Consider the following 5,927-nt stretch of genomic DNA (forward strand, 5'->3'; position numbering starts at 1 on the left):
ATATCAAACTGGATGCAGGCTTGCTGGGCAGACAATCCTTCTTGCTCAATGCACTGCAAAACCTTCAATTTGAACTGGGCATCGTAGCGGCTGTACTTGGCACTTAAACCGGCTGCGCCGTGTTTTTCATAGCCCTTTACCCACCGACGTAGCATCGATGGACTGAGGTCATGCTTTAGCGCCACTTCATGAATGCTAGGAGCAGAAAGGCACTCTTCGATGAGTGCCTGTTTGAGCGCCAGGTTGTATTTCGTCATGGAACACCCTCCGATGAGATAGGTGTCCAACATTCGGGGGTCAGTTCACGTAATGGCGAAAAGGTGATTAAGCGTCGCCATCGCCAATGGAGTATGCTCTCTTTCAATACCCACACTCAGCAATAAAACTTCAAACTTCAAACTTCAAACTTCAAACTTCAAACTTCAAACTTCAAAGCGTGGGCGCATACTGCAGGTTGGTATACATTGGCGAGGGTGGCGCACAGTCACCTTTCCGCCCTTACGGCGGCTCACTTTTTGTCTTGTCAAAAAGTAAGCAAAAACCGCCTGCTCCTATCATCCGGCCCCTACGCTGCGCTCCGGGGTTCCCTCGCTCCGGGCTTGCTCCCGGGAGGACCGCGCTGCAGGCCCCATCCTGGGGCCCAGCGCTTGACAGGCATCCATGCCTGTCACCTCCCTCCGCAAGCCCTGCGCTCGGCCTCCTGAAGTCGCGATCTGCGGCGCCTGAGCTACCGCGCGATTAGAAGCAACAGCAACTGCAATATATAACTTCAATAGATGAGTTGACGCTTGCAAATCCTTTGAATACTAACAGTTCTATGTATTAGCGGCCTTGCGCCGCGATGGGCCGCGCAGCGGCCCCAGTCATTAGCGCACTGCCTCAACGCTTGGAGCCGCTGCACGTTTTATCCTACAGAAGACATATACCGTGGCAAGTTTAGAACTCATCACCGCTACGGTTCCATAATCCGCTCAAGCTCCGCCGCCCGCTCTCGGGTCATGTCCATCAGGCAGGTCCCGCCCTCCAGCTGCGCCATGGTGCCGCCGCTGGCCTTGCGGTGAAACTGGCAGTTGCCATCCCGATAGACCAGCCATTTGCGCTGCACATCACGCAGGCTCTTTTGCTGATCCGCCGCCAGTTTACCCATCAGCTGCTTGTAGACGCGGTTCAGGCGTTGATCCTGTACCTGCGTCTCAGCCTTGAGGCATTCACCCATGGCCAGGGTACTGGAGGCACCCTCCATACAGCGGGTATAGGCTGGAGAAGGTTCGGCGGCGATCGCCAGCGTCGTGCAGCACGCCAATGCCAGCCCCGCCAGGTAGTGCTTGATCATGCAAACTCTCCTTGAGTGTCAAAGCGTCTGAGGCTGCTCCGGCGGCATCAATACCCTGCTCGGCTCGAAGCGCAACGACGGCATCTGCGTGGCGGCATACAACGTCACCGCCAATGCCGCAATCAGGGTAACATCCGCCCAATTCCACCCAGGCATATCAGCGGCCTGGCGCGCTTTCAAACAGTACCAGCCCTGACCAAGGCAAAATACCAGCATGGCTGCCACCCACACATAGAACCCTGCCGCCAAACCTGTCAGGTCGTGAAACTCATAACTCTGATTGTCCGGCAGGCGGTCGATACCCAAACTGGTTGCCGCCAGATACAGAGCACAAAGCCCTAGCAGCAGGGCCAAGCGGCGAAAGCGCCGATGCGCCAGAATGGCCAGGGCGAGCAACGGATTGGCGAACCACTGGTTCAGCCCGAAGGGTACCCCCCAAGGCCCGTACAGCAACATCTGCAGGGCGGGCATGTGGTGGCCATCGCTCATCGAGGCGCCATCGAAGCACAGAGCGACCAAGTACAGCAGGAGCGTGATACTGAGATAAAAAGCGGGCAAAGGACACCTGGGAGGACGGTACAGGGGATGACCATAACCCATGTCATCCCCCGCTTCCAAACTGGGTGTTCGCAGTCTTTCAAGCCACCGGCGGTTCGAGCAGCAGCCCGTAAATGCCCGAGTCGGATAGCTCACCGCCTACGCACCAGCGCGCCCGCAGGGTGCCCTCCAACACAAACCCCTGGCGCTCCAACGTACGCGCCGAGCCTTGGTTGCGAGGGTCGATCTCGCCTTCCAGGCGGCGCATGTGCAGGGTGTTGGCGATGTAGTCGATAAAGCACGTCAATGCTTCATCCATATACCCCCTTCCCTGCACGGCGCTGGCCAGGCAATAGCCGATCTCACCTCGCCGGGAGGTGTCGTCGATGTTGAACAGTTGAACCATGCCAATCAGCTCGCCGTTGTCCCGGCGATACATGCCAAGCTTGAGTTGCTCTCCATTGGCATACGCCTCACGATCAGCTGCCAGTGCGCTCTGGGCTTCAGCCAGACTCTGCCAGGGCGCGTGGTGCCAGTACCGCATGACTTCCGGGTCGGCCATGATCGCCAACCACATTGCCGCATCTGCGTGGCGCATGGGGCGCAGGTAAAGGCGCGGGCTATCGAGACACAGATCACTCGGGAAACTTCGGGGTGGGGTCACGCCGGCTCACCTGTCCATTGCTGGGTAAGATGACAGTTTAGCGTCATGCGCGGCCTTCAGGCATTGCAAAACTCCACGGCGGTGCAAAGTCGACAGTTAGGACGCTAATAAGCGAACCTCTACATGCCGACTTAGGCGACCTCAGCCCCATCATCGGGCCAATGGGGCTCATTGGCCCCAGGCGGAGTCAATGGCGGTAGACCGTAGGCAGCCCGGGCGGTATCACAGCGTGGGTTGTGTACGCCCCCTTCCCACGACGCCTCGAACTCGCGGCAGGTGCTGGAACGGTTGGCGTAGATGGCGCAGGCAACGCCTTGCCCCACCTCGCCCTGCAGGCTGGTACAACGGCAGGGCTTGGCGTCGGTGCCAATCATGGCCACCCGAGACGGACTCACCTGCACCACCAGATCGTCAGGCACCACACCGCCGGAGGACTGGCATTCACCCCAGAAGAAGGACACACGGAAATACCCGCAGCAAGCGCCGCAGTCAAGGCAAGGGTTATATTCGGACATGATTGCACGGAAGGAAGGTGGTTGAGATCGGGGCTGGCCCGAGCAGCCATTCTCGGGCCAAGCGGGGGTGATTGAATAGAGGGGCAGAAAAAAATAACTGCAGGCGATTGACTGTCACCAGACACCCTCTTCCCCCTCGGGTCAAGTTAGCGCAACGCTTTATAGGTATCCCCATCGCACTGCGTCAGGCCAAGACCTGCAGCTGGGCAATAGGGATCGCCGCGGACATGGCTGAAGGTCGTTTGCCGGGTGCCTTGATGTAACAGCCTGTCGTCACGGCTACCTTCGGTCACGACGGTGTAGGACTTGCGACGCATTGCTTGGTACTGGTCTTCACAGTCCGCCATTGCCTTGTGATAGCCCATCACTTGTTCCTCACTCAAGTCCAGGCACTTGGCCAATTCGACACCCCAGCGCCTGAGGCACACTTCGGCGTAGTGCCTGACCACCAAGCCCGGCTCGACCAGCACTTGGCCGCTGCCAGCACCGTCAACCGACGCGTTCCCCACCAGCGTCGCATGCCGACCCGGCATGGGAAACACGCCTATCCGCGTACCGGGCTGCACGTCTGGCACCACACAGGCGAACCCTTTGGAGCGTTCGTCACGGGAGTAGAACCCTACGTACTCACGCACATTGGCCGACAGCATCACGCGCTCTGGCTGCACATTGCCAATGCCTGGAACCGGGTCAATGGTAAAAATATTGACCGGGACATCGCACAGCTCCGGGTCCTTGGCCATGGCATTGGCCAGCATGTGGCAGCTGATGCCGCCGCGACTCCAGCCGACCAGGTTGACCTGTGTAGGCACAAGCGGCTTACGAAACAGATGAATGATGCGTTCCTGTAATGCCTGCGGCGTGGGTTGGCGATCACCGTAGTCATAGGTCCTCCAGAACCACGAAGCGGTCGACGCCACTTCCGGCACAGGGACGCCGGCATCTTTAAGCCGCCTATATTCGGCCTCGCTCAGTTTGGTGCGCTGCCAGCGGCTTTCGCCTTTGATGATCTGAAGCACATGGCTGACGTTTTCTTCCCAGCCGCGGCCAAACAACTGCCCTGTCCAGTTGTAATAACCGCCGGGATCGACGAAAAGGCTGTCGTCCTGAAGATTGCCGCTGCCCGGACCGTCGACAGCGACCCAGTGGGCAAACTCGCGGCCCTGGTCATGGCTGGCCAGGGTCGAAACCAGTTCGCCATTCCAGAAATTGGTGTTGGTGTCGTCGAAGCGATGGGAACCTGTCCCACAGAAATAGGCGGTAAAAACACTCATGTCACTGTCATCGTGCGAGAAATGAGTGCCGAAGGTAGTCAGTTAGCACGATAGGGGACATACGGAAGCCTGTCCTGCCGTCGGGCGCTGCGCACCTGCCGCCGGAAATTCCAACGGCAGGCCGTCAAAGGTTACTTGCGCGCCAGCCCGTCAGCCCGGAACATCTGGCGGATACCGCGAATGGCCTGACGAATCCGATCCTGGTTCTCGATCAAGGCAAACCGCACATGGTCGTCACCATAGTCGCCAAAGCCGATACCTGGCGAAACACACACCTTGGCCTCGGCGAGGAGTTTCTTGGAAAACTCGAGCGAACCCAGGTGTGCATACTCAGGCGGGATCTTGGCCCAGACGTACATGGACGCCTTGGGGTTCTCGACCATCCAGCCCAACTCGTGCAAGCCCTTGACCAGCAAATTGCGACGCTGACGGTACTGCTCGGCAATATCCCGTACGCACTGCTGATCCCCTTCCAGCGCTGCGATGGCAGCCACCTGCAAAGGCGTGAAAGTACCGTAATCGTGGTAACTCTTGATGCGCGCCAGGGCGTTGACCAGTTCGGGGTTACCGACCATGAAGCCGATCCGCCAGCCGGCCATGTTGTAGCTTTTAGACAAGGTGAAGAACTCCACCGCAATGTCCTTGGCGCCAGGCACCTGCATGATAGACGGCGCTTTCCAGCCGTCGTACACGATGTCGGCATACGCCAGGTCGTGCACCACCAGCACGCCATATTGCTTGGCCAATGCCACCACGCGCTCGAAGAAGTCCAGCTCCACGCACTGGGCGGTCGGGTTGGACGGGAAGCCGAGAATCATCATCTTGGGCTTGGGGATGGACTCGCGAATGGCCCGCTCAAGCTCGTTGAAGAAATCCACGCCCGGCACAAGCGGAACAGAACGCACCTGGGCCCCGGCGATCACAGCGCCGTAGATATGAATTGGGTAGCTGGGGTTGGGCACCAGTACCGTATCGCCTTGATCCAGGGTGGCCAGCATCAGGTGTGCCAGGCCCTCTTTCGAGCCAATGGTGACGATGGCCTCTTCTTCAGGATCGATGTCGACCTCGTAGCGCTCCTTGTACCAGTTCGAGATGGCGCGACGCAGGCGAGGGATGCCGCGGGATGTGGAATAGCCATGGGTATCCTCGCGCTGAGCGACCTGCACCAGCTTCTCGACGATATGCGGCGGCGTGGCCCCATCGGGGTTACCCATGCTCAGGTCGATGATGTCCTCGCCACGGCGGCGGGCAGCCATCTTGAGCTCGGCAGTGATGTTGAAGACGTAGGGCGGGAGACGATCGATGCGCGCAAAGCGGCGCGGCAAACCTGGATTGGCCATGGTTTCCTCTGAAAACGTAAGCGCCCGGAACCGTCCGAGCGACGCTGGCCGCATGGGGCGGCCTGATTCAGAAGATAATGCCGATAGAACAGGCTTGTAAAGGGTAATTTACTGTTTTTTGGATCTATTCAGGAGCATTTTTTGCCAGCTGAATACGGATAGTCCCATGCTGGTAAGCCAAAAACGAAAACTGTGTACCGGGCACGTCACCTGGCTTACCAGCGACAGGCCCCGCATAGGCAAAAAAAACCCCGGCACACAGGC

Annotated in this window: 7 protein-coding genes; all 7 read right to left on the minus strand. The window is 58.8% G+C overall.

From position 1 onward, the window contains the following. A partial coding sequence (locus tag ACF8R3_RS03610) for a transposase (protein WP_392514992.1) occupies positions 1-257 on the minus strand: 257 nt, incomplete at its 3' end. A 695-nt stretch (positions 258-952) separates the two neighbouring features. Next, positions 953-1,333 (minus strand): lysozyme inhibitor LprI family protein, encoded by a 381-nt coding sequence (locus ACF8R3_RS03615; protein WP_196124901.1) that lies wholly within the window; start codon positions 1,331-1,333, stop codon positions 953-955. Positions 1,334-1,351: 18 nt separating this feature from the next. Next, positions 1,352-1,891 carry a hypothetical protein gene (locus tag ACF8R3_RS03620; protein ID WP_058639710.1) on the minus strand — a complete coding sequence of 180 codons (540 nt, stop codon included), beginning with the start codon at positions 1,889-1,891 and terminating at the stop codon, positions 1,352-1,354. 79 nt (positions 1,892-1,970) lie between these two features. Continuing rightward, positions 1,971-2,534, minus strand: coding sequence for a GNAT family N-acetyltransferase (locus ACF8R3_RS03625; protein WP_058639709.1), 564 nt, complete (start codon positions 2,532-2,534; stop codon positions 1,971-1,973). 131 nt (positions 2,535-2,665) lie between these two features. Then, a complete protein-coding gene (locus ACF8R3_RS03630) occupies positions 2,666-3,049 on the minus strand; it encodes a YkgJ family cysteine cluster protein (protein WP_058606019.1) in 384 nt (127 codons plus the stop codon). Positions 3,050-3,195: 146 nt separating this feature from the next. After that, positions 3,196-4,323: a hypothetical protein gene (locus tag ACF8R3_RS03635; protein ID WP_058639708.1), complete on the minus strand. Its 1,128-nt coding sequence runs from the start codon at positions 4,321-4,323 to the stop codon at positions 3,196-3,198. 131 nt (positions 4,324-4,454) lie between these two features. Then, a complete protein-coding gene (gene alaC / locus ACF8R3_RS03640; RefSeq protein ID WP_182139124.1) occupies positions 4,455-5,663 on the minus strand; it encodes an alanine transaminase in 1,209 nt (402 codons plus the stop codon). Positions 5,664-5,927 lie beyond the last annotated feature (264 nt).

It is taken from the genome of Pseudomonas sp. FYR_7, from assembly GCF_043106155.1.
Taxonomy (GTDB): Bacteria; Pseudomonadota; Gammaproteobacteria; order Pseudomonadales; family Pseudomonadaceae; genus Aquipseudomonas; species Aquipseudomonas parafulva_B.

What these genes read in the sequence shown, in the direction of transcription:
- alaC (WP_182139124.1), bottom strand. Translation starts at nt 5,663, where the DNA reads ATGGCCAATCCAGGTTTGCCGCGCCGCTTTGCGCGCATCGATCGTCTC.
- ACF8R3_RS03615 (WP_196124901.1), bottom strand. Translation starts at nt 1,333, where the DNA reads ATGATCAAGCACTACCTGGCGGGGCTGGCATTGGCGTGCTGCACGACG.
- ACF8R3_RS03630 (WP_058606019.1), bottom strand. Translation starts at nt 3,049, where the DNA reads ATGTCCGAATATAACCCTTGCCTTGACTGCGGCGCTTGCTGCGGGTAT.
- ACF8R3_RS03635 (WP_058639708.1), bottom strand. Translation starts at nt 4,323, where the DNA reads ATGAGTGTTTTTACCGCCTATTTCTGTGGGACAGGTTCCCATCGCTTC.